This is a genomic window from Streptomyces sp. NPDC048275, from assembly GCF_040652275.1.
Lineage (GTDB): Bacteria > Actinomycetota > Actinomycetes > Streptomycetales > Streptomycetaceae > Streptomyces.
In genome coordinates this window covers 1-26,016 of record NZ_JBEZLR010000128.1, presented here as the reverse complement: position 1 = coordinate 26,016, position 26,016 = coordinate 1, and the positions used below count along the sequence as shown (strand labels likewise).

Annotated in this window: 25 protein-coding genes and 1 pseudogene; 13 read left to right on the top strand and 13 right to left on the bottom strand. The window is 70.9% G+C overall.

The window, feature by feature from the left end:
• The 3 genes and pseudogenes from AB0D57_RS42540 to AB0D57_RS42530 form a co-directional block, all read right to left on the bottom strand.
• A pseudogene (locus AB0D57_RS42540) lies at positions 1-868 on the bottom strand (hypothetical protein); the annotation flags it as partial.
• Positions 869-879: 11 nt separating this feature from the next.
• Positions 880-1,749 carry a branched-chain amino acid ABC transporter permease gene (locus tag AB0D57_RS42535; RefSeq protein ID WP_362086816.1) on the bottom strand — a complete coding sequence of 290 codons (870 nt, stop codon included), beginning with the start codon at positions 1,747-1,749 and terminating at the stop codon, positions 880-882.
• A gap of 205 nt (positions 1,750-1,954) precedes the next feature.
• A complete protein-coding gene (locus AB0D57_RS42530; RefSeq protein ID WP_362086813.1) occupies positions 1,955-2,755 on the bottom strand; it encodes an SDR family NAD(P)-dependent oxidoreductase in 801 nt (266 codons plus the stop codon).
• Between the two features lie 101 nt (positions 2,756-2,856).
• Here AB0D57_RS42530 and AB0D57_RS42525 point away from each other — a divergent pair, with 101 nt between their 5' ends.
• Positions 2,857-3,897, top strand: coding sequence for an NAD(P)-dependent alcohol dehydrogenase (locus AB0D57_RS42525; RefSeq protein WP_362086810.1), 1,041 nt, complete (start codon positions 2,857-2,859; stop codon positions 3,895-3,897).
• 125 nt (positions 3,898-4,022) lie between these two features.
• On the opposite strand, the gene AB0D57_RS42520 is transcribed toward AB0D57_RS42525, so the two are convergent.
• Both AB0D57_RS42520 and AB0D57_RS42515 read right to left on the bottom strand, forming a co-directional pair.
• On the bottom strand, positions 4,023-5,231 hold the full coding sequence (locus AB0D57_RS42520; protein ID WP_362086807.1) for a CaiB/BaiF CoA-transferase family protein: 1,209 nt from the start codon (positions 5,229-5,231) through the stop codon (positions 4,023-4,025).
• Between the two features lie 136 nt (positions 5,232-5,367).
• Complete coding sequence (locus AB0D57_RS42515) at positions 5,368-6,033, bottom strand: SDR family NAD(P)-dependent oxidoreductase (protein ID WP_362086804.1); 666 nt, start codon at positions 6,031-6,033, stop codon at positions 5,368-5,370.
• A 326-nt stretch (positions 6,034-6,359) separates the two neighbouring features.
• On the opposite strand from AB0D57_RS42515, the gene AB0D57_RS42510 reads away from it, so the two are divergent.
• Positions 6,360-7,544 carry a phosphodiester glycosidase family protein gene (locus AB0D57_RS42510; RefSeq protein WP_362086801.1) on the top strand — a complete coding sequence of 395 codons (1,185 nt, stop codon included), beginning with the start codon at positions 6,360-6,362 and terminating at the stop codon, positions 7,542-7,544.
• Between the two features lie 12 nt (positions 7,545-7,556).
• Here the strand turns inward: AB0D57_RS42510 and AB0D57_RS42505 are convergent, their stop codons facing one another.
• From AB0D57_RS42505 to AB0D57_RS42480, 6 genes are all read right to left on the bottom strand, one after another.
• Positions 7,557-7,751 (bottom strand): hypothetical protein, encoded by a 195-nt coding sequence (locus tag AB0D57_RS42505; RefSeq protein ID WP_362086799.1) that lies wholly within the window; start codon positions 7,749-7,751, stop codon positions 7,557-7,559.
• Positions 7,752-7,877: 126 nt separating this feature from the next.
• On the bottom strand, positions 7,878-8,744 hold the full coding sequence (locus AB0D57_RS42500) for a phosphatidylinositol-specific phospholipase C/glycerophosphodiester phosphodiesterase family protein (RefSeq protein WP_362086796.1): 867 nt from the start codon (positions 8,742-8,744) through the stop codon (positions 7,878-7,880).
• A 179-nt stretch (positions 8,745-8,923) separates the two neighbouring features.
• Positions 8,924-10,018 (bottom strand): acyl-CoA dehydrogenase family protein, encoded by a 1,095-nt coding sequence (locus AB0D57_RS42495; RefSeq protein ID WP_362086793.1) that lies wholly within the window; start codon positions 10,016-10,018, stop codon positions 8,924-8,926.
• Positions 10,015-11,196, bottom strand: a complete 1,182-nt coding sequence (locus AB0D57_RS42490) for an acyl-CoA dehydrogenase family protein (RefSeq protein ID WP_362086790.1) — start codon at positions 11,194-11,196, stop codon at positions 10,015-10,017. The genes AB0D57_RS42495 and AB0D57_RS42490 overlap by 4 nt, the downstream gene beginning before the upstream one ends.
• Positions 11,193-12,170, bottom strand: coding sequence for an NADPH:quinone oxidoreductase family protein (locus tag AB0D57_RS42485; protein WP_362086787.1), 978 nt, complete (start codon positions 12,168-12,170; stop codon positions 11,193-11,195). The genes AB0D57_RS42490 and AB0D57_RS42485 overlap by 4 nt, the downstream gene beginning before the upstream one ends.
• A gap of 86 nt (positions 12,171-12,256) precedes the next feature.
• A complete protein-coding gene (locus tag AB0D57_RS42480; protein WP_362086784.1) occupies positions 12,257-12,841 on the bottom strand; it encodes an XRE family transcriptional regulator in 585 nt (194 codons plus the stop codon).
• Between the two features lie 77 nt (positions 12,842-12,918).
• Here AB0D57_RS42480 and AB0D57_RS42475 point away from each other — a divergent pair, with 77 nt between their 5' ends.
• The 8 genes from AB0D57_RS42475 to AB0D57_RS42440 all read left to right on the top strand — a co-directional run bounded on the left by AB0D57_RS42475 (position 12,919) and on the right by AB0D57_RS42440 (position 21,105).
• Positions 12,919-13,881, top strand: a complete 963-nt coding sequence (locus tag AB0D57_RS42475; RefSeq protein WP_362086781.1) for an NAD(P)/FAD-dependent oxidoreductase — start codon at positions 12,919-12,921, stop codon at positions 13,879-13,881.
• A gap of 29 nt (positions 13,882-13,910) precedes the next feature.
• Complete coding sequence (locus AB0D57_RS42470) at positions 13,911-15,449, top strand: ATP-dependent DNA ligase (RefSeq protein ID WP_362086778.1); 1,539 nt, start codon at positions 13,911-13,913, stop codon at positions 15,447-15,449.
• Positions 15,446-15,910 carry an NUDIX domain-containing protein gene (locus AB0D57_RS42465; RefSeq protein WP_362086775.1) on the top strand — a complete coding sequence of 155 codons (465 nt, stop codon included), beginning with the start codon at positions 15,446-15,448 and terminating at the stop codon, positions 15,908-15,910. The genes AB0D57_RS42470 and AB0D57_RS42465 overlap by 4 nt, the downstream gene beginning before the upstream one ends.
• Before the next feature lie 75 nt (positions 15,911-15,985).
• Entirely contained in the window at positions 15,986-17,380 is a 1,395-nt protein-coding gene (locus AB0D57_RS42460; protein WP_362086772.1) for an NADP-dependent succinic semialdehyde dehydrogenase, read from the top strand.
• Positions 17,381-17,405: 25 nt separating this feature from the next.
• Positions 17,406-17,645, top strand: a complete 240-nt coding sequence (locus tag AB0D57_RS42455) for a DUF6213 family protein (protein WP_362086768.1) — start codon at positions 17,406-17,408, stop codon at positions 17,643-17,645.
• A gap of 652 nt (positions 17,646-18,297) precedes the next feature.
• Complete coding sequence (locus AB0D57_RS42450) at positions 18,298-19,356, top strand: type III polyketide synthase (protein ID WP_362086765.1); 1,059 nt, start codon at positions 18,298-18,300, stop codon at positions 19,354-19,356.
• 5 nt (positions 19,357-19,361) lie between these two features.
• Complete coding sequence (locus AB0D57_RS42445; protein ID WP_362086819.1) at positions 19,362-20,576, top strand: cytochrome P450; 1,215 nt, start codon at positions 19,362-19,364, stop codon at positions 20,574-20,576.
• Between the two features lie 7 nt (positions 20,577-20,583).
• Complete coding sequence (locus AB0D57_RS42440; protein ID WP_362086762.1) at positions 20,584-21,105, top strand: cupin domain-containing protein; 522 nt, start codon at positions 20,584-20,586, stop codon at positions 21,103-21,105.
• Between the two features lie 38 nt (positions 21,106-21,143).
• Here AB0D57_RS42440 and AB0D57_RS42435 read toward each other — a convergent pair whose 3' ends face one another.
• The gene (locus tag AB0D57_RS42435; RefSeq protein ID WP_362086759.1) at positions 21,144-22,373 is read right to left on the bottom strand and encodes an acyl-CoA dehydrogenase family protein; all 1,230 of its coding nucleotides are present in this window, start codon (positions 22,371-22,373) and stop codon (positions 21,144-21,146) included.
• Positions 22,374-22,542: 169 nt separating this feature from the next.
• Here AB0D57_RS42435 and AB0D57_RS42430 point away from each other — a divergent pair, with 169 nt between their 5' ends.
• Positions 22,543-23,187: a TetR family transcriptional regulator gene (locus AB0D57_RS42430; protein ID WP_362086756.1), complete on the top strand. Its 645-nt coding sequence runs from the start codon at positions 22,543-22,545 to the stop codon at positions 23,185-23,187.
• A gap of 94 nt (positions 23,188-23,281) precedes the next feature.
• Here the strand turns inward: AB0D57_RS42430 and def are convergent, their stop codons facing one another.
• Positions 23,282-23,821: a peptide deformylase gene (gene def / locus AB0D57_RS42425; RefSeq protein WP_362086753.1), complete on the bottom strand. Its 540-nt coding sequence runs from the start codon at positions 23,819-23,821 to the stop codon at positions 23,282-23,284.
• Between the two features lie 154 nt (positions 23,822-23,975).
• Here def and AB0D57_RS42420 point away from each other — a divergent pair, with 154 nt between their 5' ends.
• Together AB0D57_RS42420 and AB0D57_RS42415 are read left to right on the top strand one after the other, a co-directional pair.
• On the top strand, positions 23,976-25,214 hold the full coding sequence (locus tag AB0D57_RS42420; protein ID WP_362086750.1) for a MurT ligase domain-containing protein: 1,239 nt from the start codon (positions 23,976-23,978) through the stop codon (positions 25,212-25,214).
• Positions 25,215-25,236: 22 nt separating this feature from the next.
• Positions 25,237-25,965 (top strand): glutamine amidotransferase, encoded by a 729-nt coding sequence (locus AB0D57_RS42415; RefSeq protein ID WP_362086747.1) that lies wholly within the window; start codon positions 25,237-25,239, stop codon positions 25,963-25,965.
• Positions 25,966-26,016: the final 51 nt, after the last annotated feature.

Here is a 26,016-nt window from a genome sequence, read left to right as displayed (position 1 = left end):
CCAGCCCGAGGTGGCCGGTCGGGCGCAGAGCCCGGAGCGCGTCGTTGATCAGCTGGGCGGAGGCCGTGGTGTCCAGCGCGTAGTGCGCGCCGCCGAGTACGCACGCGGCGATCAGCGAGATGGCCAGTGCCAGCGAGAACGGGTCCGGGCTGACGAAGCCGACGACCAGGGCCAGCAGCACACCGGCCAGCGCGGCGAACGCGGCACTGACAGCGAAGGCCAGCGCCGACTGGGCCTCCGGCGCGATGCCGATCGAACGCGCCGCCATCGGATGGGACTTGGCGGCGACCAGCCGCATCCGCAGGGCGCTGGGCCGGGCCAACGCCCCCACCCCGAGGGCGATTCCGGCCACACCCACGGCGATGTACTGCGCCTGCGTTCCCGCGCTGGCCAGCGTGCCGAGACCGAGGGCGCTGTCCAGCTTCTCCATAGGGATGCCCTGGTCGCCACCGGTCACGCTGGTCCACTGACCCATGACCTCCAGCGACACCATGGTGAAGGCGAGTGTCAGCAGGGCCAGGTACAGCATCGAGAACCGCGCGCCCGCGCCGCCCAGAAACGCCCCGAAGGCCGCGCCGCATCCGGCCGCGCCGAGGACCACGGCCTCCACCGACCAGCCGTGTGTACTGCCGTATGCCGCGAAGTAGGCGCCCAGGGCGAAGAGCGCGGGATGGGCGATCGACCAGATGCCGGCCCAGCCCGCGAGCAGCCCGACGGACAGCACGAGGACGGTGTACACGGCCGCGAGCCCGACGGAGTAGGCCTGGTAGGGCGGGATGGCCCCCGCGTTCAGTACGACGATGAGGAGGACCGCGGCGAGCGGCCCGAGCGCCGCCTTGGCCAGGGTGGAACGACTGAAGACAGACATGGACCGCTCCCTCAGACCCGCTGGAACGTGCGCACGCCGAACAGCCCCTGCGGGCGGATCAGCAGCACGAGGATGGTGAACGTGAAGACAAAGGTGTCGCGGTAGCCGGCCGAGACGTAGCTCGCGGCCAGGTTGTCCAGGACGCCGACCGTCAGCCCGCCGATGACGGCGCCGTACATGCTGGTCAGGCCGCCCAGGAAGATCCCGGCGAAGGCGCGGAACAGTGGTGCGCCGAGCACGGTCGGCACCAGTCCGGCCCGGGGTGCGTAGAGGAAGGCGGCGAGCGCGGCGAGGCCGAGTCCGAGCGCCCACGCGATCCGGGCGATGCGCTGCGAACCGATGCCGAGGATCTGCGCGGTGTCTGCGGACTCCGCGACGGCGCGCATGGCGGAACCGATGGTCGTACGCCCGAAGAGATATGCCACCAGCGCCATCGCGACCGCCGCCACGGCGATGGTCAGCAGGCTCTGCGTGGGTATCGCCGAGCCCCCGAACGACACGGATCCCTCCACGAGGCTCGGGAAGAGCCGTGGCTGGTCGTCCCAGATCGTGCTGATGGCGCTCTCCACGATGAGCGAGACACCCATGGTCATGACGAGCGCAGAGAGCAACTCCCCCTGCGCGAGGGGCCTGATCACCGTTTCCCGGGCGGCCAGGCCGACCACCACGGTCACGACGATGGCGGCCGCGGCGGCCAACAACAACGGCAGGCCCCTGTCGTACAGCGTCAGCGCGGCGTACAGCCCGATGACCGCCAGGCTGGCGAGCGCGAAGTTCACCACGTCCGTCGCCCGATAGATAATGACAAGCCCGAGGCCCATCAGGCCATACACCGCGCCACTGGCGAGACCACTCACCAGGACGAGCAGAAACTGATCCACGTCGACCGTCTCCTCGCGCCGGGCGCCAGCGCGCCCGGAGACCTCAGCGCCGCATCAGCGCATTGCAAACTGAACTCAATTCATGAACCGTAAGCATCCGGCACCGGACGGGCAATACCGGTGCACGACTTGATTCGAATGCGTTCAGCCACACAGGGCACGGCGCGAACGATGCACACGGGCGACGGGCGGCGCCGGAGGCCGATCAGGCCGTGAAGCGACCGCCATTGGCGAGCAGCACCGCGCCGACGAGGTTCGCCGCGGAATCACTCGCCAGGAACAAGGCGATGTCGGCGATCTCCTCGGGCGTCGCGTACGGGCGCACCCGCGGGTCGGCGAAACCGCCGCGGAGCACGTCGGGGGTACGCGCCGCCATGCCGGTCTCGGTCGGACCCGGCGCGACCACGTTCACCCGGATCCCGGACGCGATGACCTCCTTGGCCACCGCCTGACTCAGCGCGTGCACACCGGCTTTCGATGCGGCGTAGTGGGGATAGCCGACGGGAGTGTCGAAGACGCACGAGGAGCCGATGACGACGATCGCCCCCGCACGCACGGGCCGCATGACCCGCACGGCCGCGCGCAGCACATGGAAGGTTCCGTCCAGGTTGATCCGCATGACGCGCCGCCAGGCCGAGTCCCCGAGCCGATCGGTGACCTCCGGCGGGCGCCCCTCGACCAGCGCGTCCGCGATCAGCTGCTTGGCCTCGGGGTCATCGACTCCGGCGGCGTGCACCAGGACGTCGAGACGGCCGTGTTCGCGCACCACGTCCTCGACGGCGGCGTCGACCGCTGCCCCGTCCGCCACATCGAGCGGGACCGCACGGCCGACGGACAGTTCCTTGGCGACGGCTGCGGCGGCCTCACCGTTGACGTCGGCCAGAACCACCACGCGCGCCCCCTCGGCGGCCATCTGCCGGGCGACGGCCGCGCCCATGCCCGACCCGGCACCCGTCACCAGCGCGATCTTGCCCTCGAACCGGCCCTGTTGTGTGTCGCTGCTCATGCCCGAACTCCCTCACTGCGCACAGCCCGATACTGAATTGACTTCGTCTCTGTTATCGTCCCCGACGTCGAACTGGCAAGACCCAAGGCGGTGACCTGATCATGAGGGCGGTGCGGCTGTCAGGCTGGGGAGGGGGACCTGCACTCACGGAAGTCGGGCGACCGGTTCCCCGAGGCCCCGAGGTGCTGATCCGGGTGGAAGCCGCCGGGCTGTGCCACTCGGATCTGCATGTCGCCGACGCGTCCCCGGGCGAGCTCCCCTACCGGCTGCCGTTCACCCTCGGCCACGAGGTCGCCGGGCAGGTCGCGGCCCTCGGTCCCGAGGCCGACGGCCCTGCGGTGGGTGAACGCGCGGTGCTCTACGGCCCGTGGGGCTGCGGGAGCTGCGCCCATTGCGCCGTCGGCAGCGACAACTACTGCGATCGGCGGGGGGATCTCGACTGGCACGGTGTCGGACTGGGCCGGGACGGAGGGATGGCCCCGTACGTACTCGTTCCGTCCGCCCGCCATCTGGTGCCGATCGGTGACCTGCCCGCCGACCAGGCGGCCCCACTCTCCGACGCGGGCCTGACTTCGTACCATGCCGTCGCCGGACTGCGGCACTTGCTCCACGAGGGAACCACGGCGGTGGTCATCGGGGTCGGCGGGCTCGGTCACCTCGCGGTCCAGATCCTGCGCGCGACCACCCCGAGCCGTGTGCTCACGGTCGACATCCGCGAGGATGCCTTGGCGCTGGGACACCGCTCCGGTGCGCACGCCGGCTACCTGATGCGGGCAAAGACCGCTCGTACGCTGAAGGCGGAGACCGGCGGCGCGGGTGCGGACGCCGTACTCGACTTCGTCGGCAACTCGGCGACGCTCGAGCTTGCCACCGACGTCCTGCGTCCGGGTGGCGAGCTCGCGCTGGTCGGCAGCGGCGGCGGCCAGTTGACGGTACGCAAGCCGGGCTTTCTTCCCCCGGGCTTTCGGCTCTCGCTCCCGTTCTGGGGCACCCGGCCCGAGCTCGCCGAGGTCATCGCGCTGGCCCGCTCAGGGGCGCTCCATGTCGAGACGGAGACGTACCCCCTGTCGGCCGCGACAGAGGCGTTCGGCCGACTGCGGCGCGGCGAGGTCCGGGGGCGGGCCGTGCTGGTGCCTGACTGACGGACGTGGGCACGAATGCGTATGCGGGGATGAGGCGTTCGCCAGGGCGCGCCCATCGGCCGGCGGACGTCGGAATGATCCGAGCAGCGTCTCTCGCTGCGTCCCTGCGGCTCCGAGCAGGCGGTTCAGATGACGTGGCCGGCCTGCAGACCGGCGACTTCGGCCGCGCTGTACCCGAGTTCGGCGAGGATTCCCTCCGTGTGCTCACCGACGGCGGGCACGGCGTCCATCCGCGGCGCGGTTCCGGCCAGGTCCGCCGGTGGCAGCAGCGCCGGCACCATGGCTCCGCCGGGAAGGGGTACGTCCCGCCAGCGGTCCCGGGCACTGAGCACGGGGTGCGCCAGGAACTCTTCGACGTCGTTGACTCCGGCGTTGGCGATGCCCGCCTCGTCCAGCAGCTTCATCACTTCCGCGCTGTCCGACCGCGCGAACCGCGCGGCCACGACCTCGTTCAGTTCCCCCCGGTGGGCCACCCGCGCGGACCCTGTGGCGAAGCGCACGTCCGCGACGAGGTCGGGACGCTGGAGGAACCGTTCGCACAGCGCGACCCATTCGCGTTCGTTCTGGATGGAGAACAGGACGTCCTTGCCGTCGGCCGCGGTGTAGGCGCCGTAGGGCGCGATGGTCGCGTGCTGGGTGCCTATCCGTGGGGGCTGGGTGCCGCCGTGGCGGGTGTAGTACGCGGGTTGGCTCATCCACTCGGCCAGCGCCTCGAACAGCGACACCTCCACCGCACGGGCCACTCCCGTGGTCGCCCGCGTGAACAGCGCGGTGAGAATGCCCGAGTAGGCGTACATGCCGGCGGCGATGTCGGCCACCGACACCCCCGCCCGGGCGGCTCCGTGCTCGTTGCCCGTCAGCGAGACCAGCCCCGTCTGGCACTGCACCAGCAGGTCGTACGCCTTTCGGTCGGCCCACGGGCCGCTCGATCCGTAGCCCGAGATGGAGCACGGGATCAGCGAAGGAAACCGCTCGGCGAGGGCGTCGGCGCCCAGGCCCATCCTGGCCGCCGCGCCCGGTGCCAGGTTCTGCACGAACACATCGGCTTCGCCCAGCAGTCGCTCCAGGATCTCCCGCCCCCGGTCCGACTTCAGGTCGAGGGTCACGGACTCCTTCGAACGGTTGAGCCACACGAAATAGCTCGACTCACCGTGCACCGTCGTGTCGTACCGACGGGCGAAGTCGCCCCCGCCCGGGCGTTCCACCTTGATGACACGGGCGCCGAGATCGGCCAGCTGGCGCGTGGCGAAGGGAGCCGCCACCGCCTGTTCGACGCTGACGACCGTGATGCCGGAGAGCGGTGATCGTTCGGGGGGTTCGGGGAGTTCGGTCATGCGGTGACCTCCAGGAGCCTGCGGGCCCCTGCGGGTCCGGTACCAGGATTACCATCATGAGCGCTCATGACCTTTCGAGCGCCGCGAGTTCCGGAAGCACGGCCGCACATGCCCTGGTCGAGCTCGGACCGGCCGGTCAGGCGTCGAGGTCGTCGGCGAAGTGGCGAAACCCCTGCCGGTCCTGGTGCAGGCCCCACAGGGCGTCCGCGAGAACGGCCGGGTCCTTCCTTCGGTGTCCGGGGACGATCGCGCCGGGGATGATCAGCTGCGCGACATGAATGCCCTCGGCGGCGAGCGTGTCGTGCAGCAGACGGCCGTAGGCACTCTCGGCGGCGAACGCGATCGATGTGCCGGCGCGATCGGGATGGGGGACGACGGCGGTGCCGCCGTTGACGAAGAGGACGGTGCCGTGGCCCAGGGCCCGCATGCCCGGCAGTACCTGCCGCACGGCGGAGACCGGGCCGTAGACGGAGAACTCGATCGGACCGAGGAGGTCGGCGGCTGCGGTCTCCAGGACCGGCCGCATGAAGTCGCGGTGCGGGACCGGGCTGTACTGCAGCACCTCGATCGGGCCGAGCGACGCGGCCGCCGCTTCGAGGGCCCCTTCGAGGGCTTTCGGGTCGCGTACGTCGGCGGCGAAACCGCGTGCGGTGATGCCCTCACCGACCAGGTCGGCGGCCAGGGCTTCCACGCGGTCCTGGCTGCGGGAGATCAGGGCGATGTCGAAGCCCTCGCGGCCGAAGCGCCGGGCGACGGCTGCTCCCAGGCCGGGTCCGGCTCCGATGACGGCGAAGGTGGTCATGGCATCTCCTTGAGCGTGCGCGGGCTCGGGCCGTGGTTCAGCCCAGTATCGCCCTGTCGATCACAAGCCGACCACGCACGCCGGGACCACTCGAAGGAGTGCGTTTTCTGCCCCGTTCCCGAGTAGTCGGCGCACAGCCACCGCCTCGGGCACCGCGGTCTGGTGCAATCCCCTTGAGTCCTATAGCAGTTAAGCCAGGTGACGAGACATCAGGGGGCACTGTGACGCGTCGTGACGGACGGTTCAAAACTGTACGGCTCAGAACGGTACGGCCCGGAACGGTATGGATCAGGACGGTACGGCTCAGAACGTTATCGACGGTTCTCGTGGCATGGAGTGCGCTGGCCGGTGCGACCCTCGTCGGGGCCGCACCGGCCAGCGGCGCGACGGGCACCACCGCCGTCGCCCCCGGCGTCACGTACACGGAGTTCGACATCTCCGCCGCCCGGGGTGTGGCGCACGCGCACGTACTGAGCGTCGATCTGCGCAATCCCCACGTACAGGTCGACCTGCTCCACCCCGGAGCCGTGGCGTCCCGGGCGCCCGTCTCCCGACTGGCCGACTCGCGGGGTGCCGTCGCGGGCGTCAACGGCGACTTCTTCAACATCACGGAGACCCAGCACCCCGGGGTCGAGGCGACGGGCGCCACCGTGGGCCCGGCGATCGCGAGCGGGCACACCCTCAAGGCGGCGGTTCCGAACGGCCAGCGCTTCGGCCCCGCCCTGCCTCCGGGCACCACGACCACGGACGTGTTCGGGGTGGGCCTCGACCGCCGGGCCCGGCTGGACAGCCTGGCACTCGACGGTGCGGTGCGCAGCCCCGAGGGGCGGTGGCCGCTCGGCGGGCTCAACCAATACGCGCTGCCGCAGGGTTCTATCGGCGCCTTCACCTCGGACTGGGGCAGTGCCTCCCGCATGCGGGCCACCTGCGGCACCGACACCGACCGGGCCGCGCCCTGTAGCGCGGACACCTACGAGGTGACGGTCCGCGGCGGTCGCGTCGCCTCGGTGGCGCACACACCCGGCAGCGGTCCCATCGCCCCCGGCACCACCGTCCTGGTGGGCCGTGAGGCGGGCGCCCGGCAGCTGCGGAAGCTGGCGCCGGGCGAACCGGTACGGGTACGGCACCGGCTGGTCTCGACCGCCACCCGGATCCGGTACCGCTTCGCAGTCGGCGGCTACCCGGTGCTCACCGACGGCCGGCCGCTGCCCGGCCTGAACAACACGACCGCGGCCGTACGAACCGCCGTGGGCGTCTCCGGCGACGGGCGACGGATGCTGCTGCTCGGCCTCGACGGCGCGGCCGCCTACCGCACCGGTCTCACCATCTCCGAAGTGGCCGAGACCATGCGGCAGTTGGGCTCCGCCCACGCGTTCAGCCTGGACGGCGGCGGCTCCACCACGCTGGTCGCCCGCAAGCCGGGAGCGAATGCCGTGAGCGTCCTCAACCACCCCAGCGGCGGCGCCGAGCGCCCGGTCCCGAACGGCATCGGCGTGTTCTCACGTCCTTGACGTGCCGGCACCTCAGGGACGCAGGCTGCTCACGATGTCCGCCGTCGCCGTGAGTCCCTCGTGAATGGTCGGCGCCATGTGCGAGCTCGCCAGATAGAAGCCGAGCAGCACGCAGACCAGGGCGTGCGAGGGCTTCAGTGCGCCGTTGCGCAGGAAGACCACCGCGAGGATCAGGAGCAGTACCACCACAGAGATGGAAATGGCCATCGTCAACCTCCTCCGCCACGTCGACACCGCGGCTTTCGGCCGCAAGTGTGGCGTAGCGGAGGGTTCGTCCGGGCGGCTGACGTGTCCTCCGAACGTGTGATGTCCGAGCCCAGTCGTACGTGCGAGCTACCGCGACCGCTTGTGGGCGTCCAGGAACGCTTGGAGGCCCGCGAGGTCGTCGGTGTTGAAGTAGTCGACGTCGGCGGCGAGGAGTTCGCCCCACAAGGCGTCGCGGGCCGGGCCCGCCAGATCGGGCGTGGCCCAGAACCGCACCTTCTGCCGCCGCCCGTGCGCCGCCGCGATGATGCTCCGCAGCTTCGCGCGCTCGGCGTCGGGGAACGGGCCGACCCCGAGCCAGGTGAAGTTGAGTGTCCAGTTGTCGCTGATCAGCGGGATGAAGGAGGCGCCCGCCGCGCTGCCGAGGTCCGCGAGCCGGCCGTCGTAGAAGGCGCGCCGCACGGTCTGCGCCTCCATGGGCGTACGAGCGGCGCGGTCGCCGGAGATCACGGCCGTGACCGGACCCGGGTGGACGCGGCCGTGGGCGTACGTCGTGAACAGGTGCCGGTAGCGGCGCAGATGGCGGTCGAGTTCGAGGTACGTCGACGCACCCTCGGTCTTGATGTCGATGAGGAGTTGCAGGGGCGTGCGGTAACCCCGGTACACCGAGCCGTGGTTGGCCTTGACGCGGGCGGCGAGGGGGGCGAGGTAGAGGGATTCGAGGGTGCGGGTCGGGTCGAGATCGACCGGGTCGTGGGCGACGAGGAGTTGGTCGCCCACGAGGTAGATGTCGGCCTCGACGCTGCCGAAGCGGTGGTCGAGGGCGTCGAACAGGGGCCTGGGGTGGTCGTAGTCGTTGTGCGCGTGGGCGCGCCACAGCGGGCTCGGGCCGTGCTTCTGCTCGCTCGCCCCCGCGTACGCGGCGGGCAGTGAGATGTAGCCCGCGAGGGCGGCGCCGAGGGTGCCGAGGGCTCTGCGTCGGGTGGTAAGGGCCATGTGCTCTGCCTCCCTGGAAGTGCCGGACAAAGAATCTCAGCGAGTATGGGGGCCGGGGGCACTCAAGGAGCAGTCCCGTGGAGGGAGTTGGCCGGACTGCCGCCGTTCGTTCACTTCGTCGGTGCGGAGCACACCAAAAAAGCCCGCCCCAGGTGGGGCAGGCTTCTTGAGGGGGCGCGTCAGGGCGCCTGCAGATCCACCAGCCCGGCCAGCGCCTCACGATGCGCGCCCGCCGTGCCGTACGCGATCGAGTCCGCCTTCGCGCGCTTCAGGTAAAGGTGAACCGGGTGCTCCCAGGTCATGCCGATGCCGCCGTGCAGTTGCAGTGCCTCCTCGGCGGCATGGACGGCGACGGGTGCGGCGTACGCCTGGGCGACGGCTACCGCCACCTCGGTGTCCGCGCTGCCGGTCGCGAGCGCGTCGGCGGCGCTCCTGGCCGCGGCACGGGTGTTGACGACCTCCAGCCACAGCTGGGCGAGCCGGTGCTTGAGCGCCTGGAAGCCGCCGACGGGCCGGTTGAACTGCTTGCGCTCCTTCAGGTAGCGGACCGTCTCCGTCAAGCACCAGTCGGCGAGTCCGAGTTGCTCGGAGGCGAGCAGCCCGGCGCCGGCGCGCAGGGCACGTCGTACGGCCGGTTCGGCAGCGCCCAGGTGGCGTGCCCGCACCCCGTCGAAGCCGACCGTCGCGAGCGGCCGGGTGAGGTCGAGGGACACCTGTGGCGTGACCGTCACGGCGTCCCCGTCCACCGCGTACAGCGCGCCGTCCGCCGCGGGAACCAGCAGCACATCGGCGACCGCCGCGTCCGCGATCCCCGTCAACTCCCCGTACAGGAAGCCGTCTTCGGTCCGTACGGTCTTGTAGGCACCGCCGGCTGCCACGGACAGGGCGACGGCGAGCGCGCCGACCTTTCGCCCCGACGCGAGCTCCGCCAGCAGGTCGGTGGCCGCCTCGCCCTCGCAGGCCAGCAGTGCCTCGGTCGCGACGACGGCGCTGGTCAGATACGGAACGGGGGCGACCGCCCGGCCCAACTCCTCCAGTACCACGGCGGCTTCGCGGTGGGTGGCGCCCTGACCGCCCTGCGACTCGGGTACCAGGAGACCCGCCAGGCCCATCCCGTCCGAGAGTGCCTTCCACAGCTCGGGGTCGTGCGGCGCGTCCGACTCGGTGCGGGTGATGACGCCCGCCGCGTCGCAGTGGTCGGTGAGGAGGTCCCGGACGGCGGCGCGCAGCGCGTCCTCCTCCTCCGAGTACAGAAGATCGGGCTGTGTACTCATCGGGCGAGGTCCTTCCAGGCGACGTCCTTGTCGGTGCGCGGCTCGGAGGGCAGGCCCAGCACGCGTTCGGCGACGATGTTCAGCAGGACCTCGCTGGTCCCGCCCTCGATGCTGTTGCCCTTGGAGCGGAGGTAGCGGTAGCCGGCGTCGCGGCCGGTGAAGTCGACCAGCTCCGGCCGGCGCATGGTCCAGTCCTCGTACAACAGGCCTTCTTCACCGAGGAGTTCGACCTCCAGGCCGCTGATCTCCTGGTTGAGGCGGGCGAACCCGAGCTTCATGCCGGAGCCCTCGTGGCCGGGCTGGCCCGCGGCGAGCTGCTGGCGCAGCCGCTCGCCGGAGAGCCGGGCGACCTCGGCCTCGACCCACAGTTTCAGCAGGCGCTGGTGCAGGTCGTGGGTGCGCAGTTCGGGGCGCTCGCGCCAGGTCTTCGAGACCGGGCCGATCATGCCGCCCTCGCGCGGGATGCGCATACCGCCGATGGACACGCGCTCGTTCATGAGCGTGGTCTGCGCGACCCGCCAGCCGTCGCCGATCTCGCCGAGCCGGTGCGTGTCCGGGATGCGTACGTCGGTGAGGAAGACCTCGTTGAACTCCGCCTCGCCGGTGATCTGGCGCAGCGGCCGCACCTCGACGCCCGGGTCGGTCATGTCGCAGATGAAGTAGGTGATGCCGCGGTGCTTGGGCAGGTCGGGGTCGGTGCGGGCGATGAGGATGGCCCAGCGGGCGAGGTGGGCGCTGGAGGTCCACACCTTCTGCCCGTTGATCACCCAGCTGTCGCCGTCGCGGACCGCTCGTGTGCCGAGCGCGGCCAGGTCCGATCCGGCGCCGGGCTCGCTGAAGAGCTGGCACCAGACCTCCTCGCCGACCCAGAGCGGCCTGAGGAAGCGCCGCTTCTGCTCCTGGGTGCCGAAGCCGAGGATCGTCGGCGCGGCCATGCCGAGGCCGATGCCGATGCGCCGCGGGTCGTTGTCGGGCGCGCCCGCGGCCTCCAACTCGGCGTCCACGACGGCCTGGAGGGTGCGCGGTGCACCGAGTCCACCGAGGCCCTCGGGGTAGTGCACCCAGGCGAGTCCGGCGTCGAACCGGGCCTTGAGGAAGTCGGTCCGGTCGGTTTCCAAGGGCGGCCGGGCCGCCAGCAACTCCTGTGTGCGGCGGCGCAGTTCGGCTGCGTCGGTCATGCGGCTGCTCCGTTCTCGGATGAGGGCACCACGGCGACGCGCCCCGTGGTGAGACCGTCGGCGACCCGCTGCACGGCCGCGGCGGCACCGCCGAGCGGCACGCGCTCGCTGACCAGCGGCTTGATGGCGCCCCGCGTGGCCAGCTCGGTGAGCTGCTCGTGGCAGTGCTGGACCAGCTTGGGGTTCTTGGTGTTGTACAGGCCCCAGTGCAGGCCGAGGATCGAGTAGTTCTTCACCAGGGCGTGGTTCAGCCCCGGGCTGGGGATCGACCCGCTCGCGAAGCCCACGACGACGATCCGGCCCTCGAAGGCGACGACCTTGGTGGACTGGGTGTAGGCGTCGCCACCGACGGGGTCGTAGATCACGTCGGCGCCCCGGCCGCCGGTGGCTTCCTTCACGGCGGCGATGACGTCCTGCGTACGCCGGTCGATGACGACGTCGCAGCCCAGCTCGCGTGCCACGGCGGCCTTGTCGGCACCTCCGACGACACCGATGACGGCGGCCCCGGCCGCCTTGCCGAGCTGCACGGCGGCGCTGCCGACGCCTCCGGCGGCCGCGTGCACGAGCAGCGTCTCGCCGGCCTCGAGGCGGGCGCGCCGGTGCAGACCGAACCAGCCCGTCTGGTAGCCGATGTGGAGGGCGGCGGCCTCGGTGTCGTCCAGGGCGTCGGGCGCGGGCAGCAGAGCGGCGGCATCCGCGACGGCGTACTCGGCGAAACCGCCGTACGGCAGTGCGGGGTTCGCGAGTACCCGGCGCCCGTCGGCGGTCTCGCCGCAGATCTCCACGCCGGGCGTGAACGGCAGGGGCGGCCTGACCTGGTACTGCCCGCGGCACATCAGCACGTCCGGGAAGTTGATGTTCGCCGCGCGCACCTTGAGCAGGACCTGGCCCTCACCGGGCACCGGACGCGCCACGTCCTCCAGTCGCATCACCTCGCTCGGCTCGCCGATCTGGTGCACTTGCCATGCCTGCATGCGGGGCCTCCACGGGACTGCTCTGTCTGACCGGGCTCGACCGCATACTAAGCGGTCGCTTGCCGATCAGGGAACAGTCGCGTTCCTCACGGACGGGTGGGGCGTGCCCGCACATGCATCCGCTCCCCCTGCGGGCCGAACAGACTCAGGAACTCCGCGGGCCCCTCGCCGGTCGAGCCGAACCAGTGGGGGACACGCGTGTCGAACTCGACGGCCTCCCCGGCGGTCAGCACCACGTCGTGGTCGCCGAGCACCAGCCGAAGCCGCCCGGCCAGCACGTACAGCCATTCGTAGCCCTCGTGGGTCCGGGGTTCCGGCTCCTCCTTTCGCTCGGGTTCGAGCACCTTGAAGGCCTGTAGCCCACCCGGCTGCCGGGTGAGCGGCCAGTACGTGCGGCCGTGCCGGACGATCGGCTTGGCGCGGACCCGGGGATCTCCGACCGGCGGCGCCCCGACCAGTTCGTCGAGCGGCACCTGATGGGCGCGGGCGATGGGCAGCAGCAGTTCCAGGCTGGGCTTGCGCAGTCCGGACTCCAGCCGCGACAACGTGCTCACGGAGATGCCGGTCACCTCGGACAGCCCCGCGAGGGTCGCGCCCCGCTCCTTGCGGATCCGCCGCAGCCGCGGCCCGACCTCGGCCAGCACCTCGTCGGTCGGTGTGTCTTCACTCATGCCCGTATTGCAGAATCAGCAAAGCCGTTTGTCAATACGGGCCCGGTCGAGCGACCTTCTCGGTGGAGGTGGTCACCATGACCGAGAGGTACGCAGCGGTTGTCATCGGCGGCGGCACGGCGGGACTGTCCGCGGCGCTGGTCCTCGGCCGGGCACGGCACAGCACACTCGTCGTCGACGCGGGCGAGCCGCGCAACGCGCCCGCCGCGCACATGCAGGGCTATCTGTCCCGGGACGGCATGCCGCCCGCCGAGTTCCTCGCCGAGGGACGGCGGGAGATCGAGGGGTACGGAGTCGAGCTCGTCCGGGACCGGGTGGTGGACGTCACCCGCGGTGCGGACTTCGCCGTGGTCCTCGCCGGCGGCCGGACCGTGCACGCCCGCAGGATCGTCATCGCCACCGGTCTCGAGGACGAGCTGCCCACGCTGCCCGGCGTCGCCGAGCGCTTCGGGCAGGATGTGCTGCACTGCCCGTTCTGCCACGGCTGGGAGGTGCGGGACCAGCCCTTCGGTGTGCTCGCCTCAACGGCGGCGAGCGTGCACCAGGCGTTGATGGTCTCCCAGTGGTCGAAGGACGTGACCCTGTTCCTGCACACCGTCGCCGAGGACGAGCTGCCGGACGAGGACCTGCGCAGGCTCGCGGCCGCCGGGGTCGCCGTGGTGCCCGGCGAGGTCGCGGGGCTGATCGTCGACGACGACCGGCTCAGCGGAGTGCGGCTCGCGGACGGGACGAGGCACCAGCGCTCCGTGATGTTCGTCGCGCCCCGCCCCGTCACGCGGACCGGCCTGTTCGAACGGCTGGGCGCCGAGCTGAGGGAGACACCGTTCGGCACGTATCCCGTGGTCGATCCGACGGGCCTGACGACCGTGCCCGGCGTGTGGGCGGCGGGCAACGCGATCGGGTTCGCGGAACAGGTCGTGCACGCGGCGAGCGGCGGCTACCGGGCGGCGGCCGCGATCGTCGCGGACCTGCTCTTCACGGACCTCGACGCGGCCGTCGGGAAGCAGACGGGGAGCAAAACGGCCGCCGTCCGGGTGTAGAGCGGGCGCCTCCGTTGCACCATGGCTGCATGCTGCTGAGCCGGCTCGCCCAGGTGTCCCAGGAGGTCGCCGCCACCTCGGCGCGGTCCCGGAAGATCGCTCTGCTGGCCGAGTTGTTCCGGGAGACCGACGCGGACGATGTGCCGATCGTGATCCCGTATCTTGCGGGACGTCTGCCGCAGGGGCGGCTCGGCATCGGCTGGAAACTGCTCAGCCGGCCGGTGCCGCCCGCTGCGGAGCCCGCGCTCACGGTGCGGGACGTGGATTCCCGGCTGACGGAGATCGGCGCGGTCACGGGCACCGGCTCGCAGGCCGAGCGGGGGCGTCTGACGGGCGCCCTGATGGCGGCGGCCACCGGCGACGAGCAGCGGTTCCTGCTGGGGCTGATCAGCGGCGAGGTGCGGCAGGGCGCGCTGGACGCGGTCGCGGTCGAGGGGCTCGCGGAGGCGACCGGCGCGCCCTCGGCGGACGTACGGCGGGCGGTGATGCTCGCCGGGTCGCTGCAGACGGTGGCACGGGCGCTGCTCGCCGAGGGCCCCGAGGCCCTGGGCGGTTTCCGGCTCACCGTCGGCCGCCCGGTGCTGCCGATGCTGGCACACAGCGCCACGTCCGTGGCCGAAGCCGTCGCCAAGCTGGGCGCGTGTGCCGTCGAGGAGAAGCTCGACGGCATCCGCGTACAACTCCACCGCGACGGCGACGACGTACGGATCTACACCCGCACCCTCGACGACATCACCGACCGCCTGCCCGAACTCACCTCTGTCGCAATGGAGTTGAAGGACTCCAGATTCATCCTGGACGGCGAGGTCATCGCGCTGGACGAGGACGGGCGGCCGCGCTCCTTCCAGGAGACGGCCGGGCGCGTGGGTTCGCGGGTGGACGTGGCCACGGCCGCGCGGAGCGTGCCGGTCTCCCCCGTCTTCTTCGACGCGCTGTCCGCCGACGGGCGGGATCTGCTGGATCTGCCGTTCGCCGAGCGGCACGCGGAGCTGGCGCGGCTGGTGCCCGAGCCGATGCGGGTGCGACGTACGCTCGTCGCCGGCCCCGAGGGCGTCCCCTTGGCGGAGCGGTTCCTCGCCGACACCCTGGAGCGGGGCCACGAGGGTGTCGTGGTCAAGGCCCTCGACGCGCCCTACAGCGCGGGCCGACGCGGCGCCTCCTGGCTGAAGGTCAAGCCCGTGCACACCCTCGACCTGGTGGTGCTGGCGGCCGAGTGGGGCCACGGCCGGCGCACCGGCAAGCTGTCCAATCTGCACCTCGGGGCGCGCACCGCTGACGGCTCCTTCGCCATGCTCGGCAAGACCTTCAAGGGCATGACGGACGTGATGCTGACCTGGCAGACGGCGCGGCTTCAGGAGCTGGCCGTCGAGGACAACGGGTACGTGGTGACCGTACGGCCCGAACTCGTCGTCGAGATCGCGTACGACGGTCTGCAGAAGTCCACCCGCTACCCGGCCGGCGTCACCCTCCGCTTCGCCCGCGTGGTGCGGTATCGCGAGGACAAGACCCCGGCCGAGGCCGACACGGTCGGGACGCTGCTGGCCGCGCACCCGGAGGTGACGCCGTGAGCGGGAAGCGCAGCGCGGGACTGCTGTTGTTCCGGCGCACCGACAGCGGCCTCGAGGTGCTGCTCGGCCATATGGGCGGTCCGTTCTTCGCGCGCCGCGACACCGGGGCCTGGACCGTACCCAAGGGCGAGTACGAGCCCGACGAGGCCCCCTGGGCGGCCGCGCGCCGCGAGTTCCAGGAGGAACTGGGGCTGCCGCCGCCCGACGGGGAGGCCGTTGCGCTCGGCGAGGTGCGGCAGACCAACGGCAAGATCGTCACAGCCTGGGCGATCGAGGCGGACCTCGACCCGACGACCGTGATCCCGGGCACCTTCGAGATGGAGTGGCCGCCGAAGTCGGGACGCCGGCAGGAGTTCCCCGAGTTGGACCGGGTGGAGTGGTTCGGCCTGGAGCGGGCGCGGGCGGTAGTCGTTCCGGCGCAGGCGGCGTTCTTCGACCGGCTGGCGGAGCACTCGGGCTGAAGAGCGCCCGCCGCGTTGCGCCGTACCGCGCCGCGCGGGAGGGTCGAGGAACAGCCCGCTTTCAGGAGGACGGCCATGCCCATCGCGACGGTGAACCCGGCGAACGGCGAGACACTCAAGACATACGAGGCCCTGGGCGCCGAGGAGATCGAGCGCAGGCTCGCGACGGCCGAGGCCACGTTCCGCGTCTATCGCACCACGTCCTTCGCCGAGCGGGCGCGGCTGATGCACCAGGCCGCCGACCTCCTCGACGCGGACCAGGACTCCATCGGCCGGGTGATGACCACGGAGATGGGCAAGCCGGTCAAGCAGGCCCGCGCGGAGGCCGCCAAGTGCGCGAAGTCGATGCGCTGGTACGCCGACCACGCCGCGGAACTGCTCGCCGACGAGGGCTCCGCCGGCTCCGACGTGAAGGACTCCGGCGCCTCCCGCGTCCTGGTGCGCTATCGGCCGCTCGGCCCGGTGCTGGCCGTCATGCCATGGAACTTCCCGCTCTGGCAGGTGATCCGCTTCGCCGCGCCCGCGCTGATGGCGGGCAACGTCGGCCTGCTCAAGCACGCCTCGAACGTGCCGCAGACCGCCCTCTACCTGGAGGATCTGTTCCGCCGGGCGGGCTTCCCCGAGGGCTGCTTCCAGACCCTGCTGATCGGCTCGGGCGCCGTCGAGGACATCCTGCGCGACCCCCGGGTCAAGGCGGCGACGCTCACCGGGAGCGAACCGGCGGGGCGTGCGGTCGCCTCGGTGGCCGGGGACGAGGTCAAGAAGACGGTCCTGGAACTGGGCGGCAGCGACCCGTTCGTCGTGATGCCGTCCGCCGACATCGACCGCGCGGCGAAGACCGCGGTGACGGCACGCGTCCAGAACAACGGACAGTCGTGCATCGCGGCCAAGCGGTTCATCGTGCACGCGGACGTGTTCGACGCGTTCGCCGAGCGCTTCACGGCGGGCATGCGGGCCCTGAAAGTCGGCGACCCGCTGGACGAGGACACCGACATCGGCCCGCTCTCCAGCGAGCAGGGCCGCAGTGACCTGGAGGAACTCGTCGACGACGCGGTGGAGAACGGCGCGAACGTCCTGTGCGGCGGCGAACGCCCGGAAGGCTTCACGGACCGGGGCTGGTACTACGCGCCGACCCTCCTCGCCGACATCACCCCCGCGATGCGCGTCCACCAGGAGGAGACCTTCGGGCCCGTCGCCACGCTCTACCGCGCCGCCGACCTGGACGAAGCCGTCGCCCTCGCCAATGACACACCCTTCGGGCTCAGCTCGAATGTCTGGACCCGTGACGAGGCCGAGGTGGACCGGTTCGTACGTGATCTGGAGGCGGGTGGCGTGTACGTCAACGGGATGACGGCGTCGCACCCCGCGTTCCCGTTCGGCGGGGTCAAGCGGTCCGGCTACGGGCGTGAGCTGTCGGGGCACGGAATCCGCGAGTTCTGCAACATCACCACGGTATGGCACGGAGCGTGAGCGTTCCGCAGCTACGATCCCCTCTGTGAACCGCGAAGTGACCCTGCCTCTGATCGTCGACGACCGCGGCACGTTGCAGGTGGCGGCCGCCGACGTCAGCAAACTGCTGCGTACGTTGGGCGGCCGATGGCTGCATCTGGTGGAGGCCGGTCAGGAGGGGCTCGACGAGGACACGGTGGCGGCGCTGGCCATCGAACTCGCCAAGCTCGCCGACCGCATCGACGTGGCCTGCATCGCGCACAGCAGTGGGACGACCTCGGGCTGACCGACGGGGTCCCGGCGATCGTCGCGCAATAGCCGCCGTACGTCGCGGGGTTGGCGCTCAGCGCGAGCACCACGTCGGCCGGTGAACCGTGGAGGGCCGACCAGGCCCACGTACGCGGGACGGGCCTGGCAGTCCCCGAGCGGCCCGTACCCGGCGGCCCGCGCCCCGTCCGCACCGCACGCGGCGACGTACGCACCCAGCCGATCCTGGACCACGGCCGCACCCTCCGCGAGCATCGCGAAGGAGGCGGCGCTCTCCGGCCCGGCATCGGGCCGTTCGGCCGGATGCCGGAACGCGCGGTGGTCCGCGGCGATCACATGGCGCTGTTCGAGGGCGAGGGCGGCGAGGGTGGAGCGCCGTGCCCCGGGCGATCACTGGAGGTTGGCGCGGGGGTCAGGGGCGAGCTTCCCGGCCGTGCGTTCCAGCAGGTCCCTGGCCGTTCTCGTCCTCGCGCACCCCTTCGGTTCGGCGCTCCAGGGGCCCCCTCGACCAGGGCGTCACGCTCGTCGCCGGGTCACCGGAACGGAGTAATCCGACGCGATATCCCCGCGCTGCCGAGTGATTGTGGGTTTACCACCCGTCGCATCGTGGGTGAACCACCCTTCCGCCGGGGGACGAAGTGTCCCCCGGAAGGCGAAAGTAGGCGCGTTCCATGGCGACTTTGTGCAAACCCTCGGTCTCCGTCCCGGAACATGTGATCACGATGGAGGAGACGCTGGAGCTGGCGCGGTCCCGGCACGAGGACCACCCCAACCTGCCACTGGCACTCCGGCTGATCGAGAACACCGGCGTCCAGACCCGGCACATCGTGCAGCCCATCGAAGAAACACTGAAACACCCGGGCTTCGAGGCGCGCAACAAGGTCTACGAGAGTGAGGCGAAGGCCCGCGTCCCCGCGGTCGTACAGCGTGCGCTGGACGACGCCGAGCTGCTCACCACCGACATCGACGTGATCATCTACGTGTCGTGCACCGGGTTCATGATGCCCTCGCTCACGGCCTGGCTGATCAACTCGATGGACTTCAGCAGCGACACCCGGCAGATACCCATAGCCCAGCTGGGCTGTGCGGCAGGCGGCGCCGCGATCAACCGGGCGCACGACTTCTGCAAGGCCTACCCCCAGGGCAACGCACTCATCGTGGCCTGCGAGTTCTGCTCGCTCTGCTACCAGCCGACCGACCTCAGCGTCGGCTCCCTGCTGTCCAACGGACTCTTCGGTGACGGCATCGCCGCCGCCGTCGTCCGCGGCAAGGGCGGCACCGGCATCCGCCTGGAGCGCAACGGCTCGTACCTGATCCCCAAGACCGAAGAATGGATCATGTACGACGTCCGGGCCACGGGCTTCCACTTCCTGCTGGACAAGCGGGTGCCCGGGACGATGGAGCCCCTCGCTCCCGCCCTCCACGCCCTCGCGCAGCAGCACGGCTGGAACGCCTCCGAGCTGGACTTCTACATCATCCACGCGGGCGGCCCCCGGATCCTCGACGACCTCAGCAAGTTCCTCGAAGTCCCGCCGGACGCGTTCCGGTTCAGCCGGGCCACCCTCACCGAGTACGGGAACATCGCCAGCGCCGTCGTCCTGGACGCGCTGCGCCGGCTGTTCGACGAGGGCGGCGCCGAGCAGGCCTCGCGCGGACTGCTCGCGGGCTTCGGCCCTGGCATCACCGCGGAAATGGCCCTGGGCCGCTGGAACAACGACGAGACGGCGTGACCGAGATGACCGAGAAAACGATCACCGAGGCGATGCCCCCGGTGCGCCACTGGCCCGCCCTCGACCTGACCGGCGTGGACTTCGACCCCGTCCTCACCGAACTCATGCGCGAGGGCCCGGTCACCCGGATCCAGCTGCCCAACGGCGAGGGCTGGGCGTGGCTGGTGACCCGCCACGACGACGTGCGCATGGTCACCAACGACCCCCGGTTCAGCCGTGAGGCGGTCATGGACCGGCAGGTCACCCGGCTCGCCCCGCACTTCATCCCGGCCCGTGGCGCGGTGGGCTTCCTGGACCCGCCCGACCACACCCGGCTGCGCCGCTCGGTGGCCGCCGCCTTCACGGCGCGCGGGGTGGAGCGGGTGCGCGAGAGATCCCGGCGGATGCTCGACGAACTGGTCGACGAACTCCTCCAGGACGGCCCGCCCGCCGACCTCACCGCGACGGTCCTCAGCCCCTTCCCCATCGCGGTGATCTGCGAGTTGATGGGCGTCCCCGCCCTCGACCGGCAGAGCATGCACACCTGGACGCAGCTGATCCTGTCCTCCTCGCACGGCGCCGAGGTCAGCGAGAAGGCCAAGGACGAGATGAGCGCGTACTTCTCGAAGCTCATCGGCGAGCGGAACGGCAGCACCGGCGAGGACGTCACCTCGCTGCTCGGCGCGGCCGTGGGCCAGGACGAGGTCACCCTGGAGGAGGCCGTCGGACTCGCCGTGCTCCTCCAGATCGGGGGTGAGGCCGTCACGAACAACAGCGGGCAGCTGTTCTACATCCTGCTGACCCGCCCCGACCTCGCCGAACAGCTGCGGGCCGAGCCCGGCATCCGCCCCGATGCCATCGACGAGCTGCTCCGCTACATCCCCCACCGCAGCGCGGTCGGGCTGTCGCGGATCGCGACGGAGGACGTGGACATCAAGGGCGTACGGATCCGGGCGGGCGACGCGATCTATGTGTCGTACCTGGCCGCGAACCGCGACCCGGACGTCTTCCCCGACCCGGAGGTCATCGACTTCTCCCGCAGCCCCAATCCGCACGTGGCGTTCGGCTTCGGCCCGCACTACTGCCCGGGCGGGATGCTGGCGAGGCTGGAGTCGGAGCTCATGGTCGACGCGCTGCTGGACCGGATGCCGGGGCTGCGGCTCGCCGTACCGCCGGATCAAGTCCCCTTCCGTAAGGGTGCGTTGATCCGCGGCCCCGAGGCCCTGCCCGTGACGTGGTGAGCAGCCGATGACCGCGTCCGAAGGGCTGCTCGTACCGCCGGGACACGGCCGCGTGGTGCGGACGCCGGCCCAGCACGTGACGTTCAAGGTGACCGGCTCGCACTCGCGCATGGCGTCCACCTTCGAGGTGCTGGTGCCACCCGGCTTCGATGTGGGCGCCCATGTGCACACACGCAGCGAGGAGCTCTTCTACGTGCTCGAAGGCGAGCTGGACGTGCTCGCCTTCGAGCCTCGGGTGCGGACGCCCGACAACTGGCACAAGTGGGAGTCGAGTTCGGGCAAGCGGGTGGTGCGGGCCACACCAGGGACCGTCATCGTCGTCCCCCCGGGATGCCCGCACGCCTTCTCCAACCCCACGGAGACCCAGGCAAAGTTGTTCTTCCAGGCCTCCCCGCCCCCGGATCACGAACGCTACTTCGAGGAGTTGCTGGAGATCCTGGGGGCGGGCGGCCCGCCCGATCATGCGGCCATCGAGGAACTCAGGGCGCGATACGACATCGAACAGCTCACACCCTTGAAACACCGCTGACTGCAGCGCCCCTTCCGACCTGTTCCGCCGGACAGGCCCTAGCGAATCGGCATCCCGGACAACGTCCGCGCAATCACCAGCCGCTGAATTTCACTCGTTCCCTCAAAAATGGTGTAAATGGCGGCATCTCGGTGCATACGCTCCACCGGGTACTCCCGGGTGTACCCGTTGCCGCCCAGGATCTGAATCGCCTGCCCCGTCACCTTCTTCGCGGTCTCACTCGCGAACAGCTTCGACATCGACCCCTCGGCCGCAGTGAACGGCTTGCCACTGATCGCCATCCAGGACGCACGCCACACCAGCAGCCGCGCCGCGTCGATCGACGTCCGCATGTCGGCGAGCTGGAAGGCGACTCCCTGGTTGTCGATGATCGGCCGCCCGAACTGCTCACGGGTCATGGCGTAGTCGAGCGCGACCTCGTACGCGGCCCGCGCGGTGCCCACCGCCATCGCACCCACCGCGGGGCGGCTCGCCTCGAACGTCGCCATCGCGGCGTTCTTCACCCGCTCACCGCCCCCCGCCTTTGCCCGCTCCCGGGCACGGGCCAGGCGCTCGTCCAGCTTCTCCTTGCCGCCGAGCAGGCAGGAGCCGGGGATGCGGACGTCCTCCAGAACGACCTCGGCGGTGTGCGAGGCGCGAATGCCGTGCTTCTTGAACTTCTGGCCCTGGGACAGTCCGGGGGTGCCCGGCGGGACGATGAAGGAAGCGTGCCCCTTGGACCCGAGCTCCGCGTCGACGACCGCGACGACGACGTGGACATTGGCGATGCCGCCGTTGGTCGCCCAGGTCTTGGTGCCGTTGAGGACCCACTCGTCCTTGGCCTCGTCGTAGACGGCGCGCGTCCGCATGGAAGCCACGTCGGAGCCGGCGTCGGGCTCGGAGGAGCAGAACGCGGCGACCTTGACGTCGTTGGCATCGCCGTACATCTGGGGGATCCAGGTGCCGATCTGCTCCTCGGTACCATTGGCGAGGACACCCACGGCTGCGAGGCCGGTGCCGACGATGGAGAGGGCTATGCCCGCGTCGCCCCAGAACAGCTCCTCCATGGCCATCGGTATGCCGAGGCCGGTGGGGTCGAAGTACTGCTGGGCGTAGAAGTCCAGGGAGTAGATGCCGACCTTCGCGGCCTCCTGGATGACCGGCCAGGGAGTCTCCTCGCGCTCGTCCCACTCGGCGGCCGCGGGGCGGATCACATCGGCGGCGAACCCGTGGAGCCAGTCCCGGACTTCCTTCTGTTCGTCGTTGAGCTCCATGGTGAACTCGGCCATGTCCCCTCCAGCACTGCACTAAAGTGTTACTTGCGGTAACGGGAGTCTGTTACCGGTGAGTAGGAAAAGTCAACTCCCGAGCCACGCTCGGCAGCCCGTTCGATACGCATGAGCCGATGAGTGTTACTTTGCGCAGGCGTCACCGAATCAGCACGGGTGGGGAGAGAACATGGACACCACACAGCGGACCGACCAGCAGAGTTCCGCCGACCGCCGCCGGCGCGAGCTGCTGGAGGCCGCCGACCGGGTGGTGCTCCGCGACGGCCCCGGGGCCTCGATGAACGCCATCGCCGCCGAAGCGGGCATCACCAAGCCGATCCTCTACCGCCACTTCGGCGACAAGGGCGGACTGTACGCCGCGCTCGCCAAACGGCACACCGACGCCCTGCTCGGAGCGCTGCGGGCCGCGCTGGACGCGCCGGCGGAGCGCCGGGAGCGGGTCGAGTCCACGCTCGACACGTACCTCGCCGCCATCGAGGCGCGGCCGCAGGTCTACCGGTTCCTGATGCATCCGGCGGAGGGCGGCAACCCCGGCGACCCGGGCTTCGACGTGGGCAAGCATTCCGCGCCGTTGCTGCGCCGCATGGGCGAGGAGTTGGCGGAGGTCATCGAGGAGCGGGTCGATCTCGGGCCGGGCAGTCAGCAACTGGCACGGGTGTGGGGACACGGGATCGTCGGCATGATGCATGCCGCCGGGGACTGGTGGCTCGGGGAACGGCCCTGTTCTCGGGCCGAGTTGGTACGGAGCCTGGCCGACCTGCTGTGGGGCCGGCTGGCCGCGGCCGGAAATCGCGCCGGGGGCCCTGGGTTCTGAGGTCGTATGCCCGCTGCAGGCCCCCCGCGCCCCCCTGAAGGGGCGCGGGGAACCGCGTGCTCAGCCACATACCACCGGCCGCCGACAGACGATCTCAGCCACTCCAAGACGCTCGCGCCGCCTGCCTCAGCACCCGGCGGCGGCGCCAGCCGCTCAGTCGGTCGACATAGATCCCGCCCTCGAGGTGATCGCACTCGTGCTGCAGGCACCGGGCGAACCACCCCGTGCCATGGACCCGCACCGGCTCGCCGTCCACCGTGAAACCCTCGACGACGGCATGGTCGTACCGCTCCGTGCCCGCCTCCAGACCCGGCAGGGACAGGCAGCCCTCCGGACCGCGCAGGACCACACCGTCCGCCTCGACGAGACGTGGGTTCACCACATGTCCGAGATGGCGGACATCCTCGTCGTCCGGGCAGTCGTACACGAAGACCCGCAACGGTACGCCGACCTGGTTCGCGGCGAGGCCGACGCCCTCGGCGGCGTACATCGTCGCGAACATGTCCTCAACCAGCTGGGCGAGTTCGGGACCGAAGTCCGAGACGTCCTCGCACGGTGCGTGCAGAAGCGGGTCGCCGAGCAGAGTCACCGGGCGGACGCGCCCTCGGGTGCCGGGGATGGAGCCATGTCGCATGGCGGCAAGGGTACGGTCCTGGGTGGCGCGCGCATGTCGCGCGGGCACCGTGACGGTGCCGCGATTCGGGCACCCGAGTGGATCTCGATAGGCTGAGGCCCACACGGTGCCGGGGGCTCAGGCGCGGCGCGTACGCAAGGAGGATCGAGAAACGATGTCAGGCAACTCGGACCCGCTGACGCCGCGGGCCAAGCTGGCCGTGACGGCGGGCAAGGCGGCGGCGGCCGTCTCGCGGGCCGCCGGACGCGGCAGCGGATCGGTGATCGGCGGCCGGGTGGCACTCAAGCTCGACCCCGACCTGCTGGCCCGGCTGGCCACACACCTGGATGTGATCCTGGTGTCGGCGACCAACGGCAAGACCACGACCACCCGGCTGATCGCGGAGGCACTGCGCGCCGCGGGCCCGGTCGTCTCCAACGCGCTCGGCGCCAACATGCCCGCGGGTATCACCTCGGCGCTGGCCGGTGGCTCGGACTCCAAGTTCGCGGTCATCGAGGTCGACGAGAAGTACCTCGCCGGTGTCGCGCGCGACACCGACCCGAAGTGCATCGCGCTGCTCAACCTCTCTCGCGACCAGCTCGACCGGGCCGCCGAGACCCGGATGATGGCCGAGCACTGGCGCGAGGGCCTGGCCGGGTCCAAGGCCGTCGTGGTCGCCAACGCCGACGACCCGTTGGTGGTGTGGGCCGCGTCCTCCTCGCCGAACGTCCTGTGGGTGGCGGCCGGACAGATGTGGAAGGACGACGCCTGGTCCTGCCCGTCCTGCGGTGGTGTGATGCAGCGCCCCGGCGACGACTGGTTCTGCGGCGACTGCGGCTTCCGCCGTCCGACGCCGACCTGGGCGCTGTCCGGCGACCACGTACTCGACCCGCACGGCTCCGCGTGGCCGATCCACCTGCAGCTGCCGGGCCGGGCCAACAAGGCGAACGCCGCCTCGTCGGCCGCCGTCGCCGCCGTCTTCGGGGTGCCGCCGCAAGTGGCCCTGGAGCGCATGTACCAGGTCCAGGCGGTGGCCGGACGCTACGACGTGGTGCAGTTCATGCAGCGCGACCTGCGTCTGCTGCTCGCCAAGAACCCCGCGGGCTGGCTCGAGACGTTCTCCCTGATCGACCCGCCGCCGACCCCGGTCATCCTGTCCGTGAACGCCCGCGGCGCCGACGGCACCGACACCTCCTGGCTGTGGGACGTCGACTACACCCGCCTCACCGGGCACCCGATCTTCGTCCTCGGCGACCGCAAGCTCGACCTCGCCGTGCGCCTGGAGGTCGCCAACCAGTCGTTCCAGGTGTGCGAGAACCTCGACCAGGCCGTGCAGCTCGCGCCGCCGGGCCGCATCGAGGTCATCGCCAACTACACCGCGTTCCAGGATTTGAGGCGTCGTGTCGGCAACTGAGCAGCCACGGAGGACGAAGAGAATGAGTGACAACAGCTTGCGTCTGGTGTGGATCTACCCGGACCTGCTGAGCACCTACGGCGACCAGGGCAACGCCCTCGTCGTGGAGCGCCGGGCCCGCCAGCGCGGCCTCGACGTCGCCCGTCTCGACGTACGCAGCGACCAGCCGATCCCCACCTCCGGCGACATCTACCTGATCGGTGGCGGCGAGGACCGGCCGCAGCGACTCGCCGCGGAGCGGCTGCGTCGCGACGGCGGTCTGCACCGCGCGGTCGGCAACGGCGCGATCGTCTTCTCGGTGTGCGCCGGCTACCAGATCCTGGGCCACGAGTTCATCAACGACCTCGGACAGCGCGAGCCGGGCCTCGGTCTGCTCGACGTGGTCTCGGTGCGCGGCGAGGGCGAGCGGTGCGTCGGCGACGTCCTCGCGGACATCGACCCGCGGCTGGGCCTGCCGCAGCTGACCGGCTTCGAGAACCACCAGGGCGTCACCCATCTCGGCCCCACCGCACGCCCGTTCGCGAACGTGCGGCTCGGCAAGGGCAACGGCACGGGCGACGGCACCGAGGGCGCGTACAACGACACGGTCTTCGGTACGTACATGCACGGTCCCGTACTGGCCCGCAACCCGCAGATCGCGGACCTGCTGCTGAAGCTGGCGCTCGACGTGAACGCGCTGCCGCCGATCGACGACCGCTGGTACGAGGCGCTTCGGGGCGAGCGCATCGCCGCGGCGCAGCAGCCCGCCTGAACCGAAGCAAAACGCCCTCGGGGCGCGCTCGAGGCATCGCCTCGAGCGCGC